Origin of the sequence: Bacillus sp. AFS001701 (genome assembly GCF_002559405.1) — a bacterium.
GTDB lineage: Bacteria > Bacillota > Bacilli > Bacillales > Bacillaceae_G > Gottfriedia.
This window is the reverse complement of sequence record NZ_NTZO01000797.1, coordinates 1-763: the sequence shown is the minus strand read 5'-3', so window position 1 is coordinate 763 and position 763 is coordinate 1. Positions and strand designations below refer to the sequence as shown.

At 24.4% G+C, this 763-nt stretch carries 1 protein-coding gene; it reads right to left on the bottom strand.

Features of this window, described 5'->3' with window-relative positions; all coding sequences use genetic code 11:
* Nucleotides 1–156: 156 nt before the first annotated feature.
* Nucleotides 157–534 carry a DMP19 family protein gene (locus tag CN514_RS25205; RefSeq protein ID WP_098234866.1) on the bottom strand — a complete coding sequence of 126 codons (378 nt, stop codon included), beginning with the start codon at nt 532–534 and terminating at the stop codon, nt 157–159.
* Nucleotides 535–763: the final 229 nt, after the last annotated feature.

Genomic DNA, 763 nt, shown 5'->3' with positions numbered 1-763 from the left:
AATAGTTTCCTAATAATTCCGTTAATATTAACTATACTTTTAAAGAAGAGTAATATTTTTCAAGTTTACAATTAACTAATAATTATGTACACAAGTAGAATTACTGGCGGAACAACCTCTTATTGTATTACTGATACTTTCATTATTCGGATTAAATTAGTTGAACAAAGTCATTACTTTTTCATATGTATCTTCATAGTTCAAATTATTATAAAATTCATTATCTAATTCATTAAGTTCATCAAGAATATCATCTTCTGATTTATCACTTCGATAGATTTCATTAGCTTTTTTAACTAAATTAGATAAGAAACTTATTCCTAAATTATCTAAGATTGAAACAGTTTCTTGCCAATGTTCACCAGTCCAGTTTAAGAAATATTGATCAAATCCACCGTTATTCAATTCCATTAAAAGACTATCGACTAAATAAAAATTTCTTTCATTTTGACTTAATCCCTCAATTCCATTTTTGCTTTCTTTTTCAATGATTTTATCAGACATCTCTAAATATGAATCTTCTGTATTTTTCATCTGATGAACTCCTCTGGCATGTATATTTGCTTGAAATTATAATTTTAAAACTAAAATCTTCTTCATGATTAAATAGTTGAATCTCAATCTAACTTATACTATCCAACAATTTTATTACGTTAGTTGAATAAGTAATTATTCTTAATTCTTTACTTCATAATTATCAAATGAAAAGATTGTCATTTCCCATAAGCAACTTCCAAATAAATTACTTTTCTTAATTTAAATA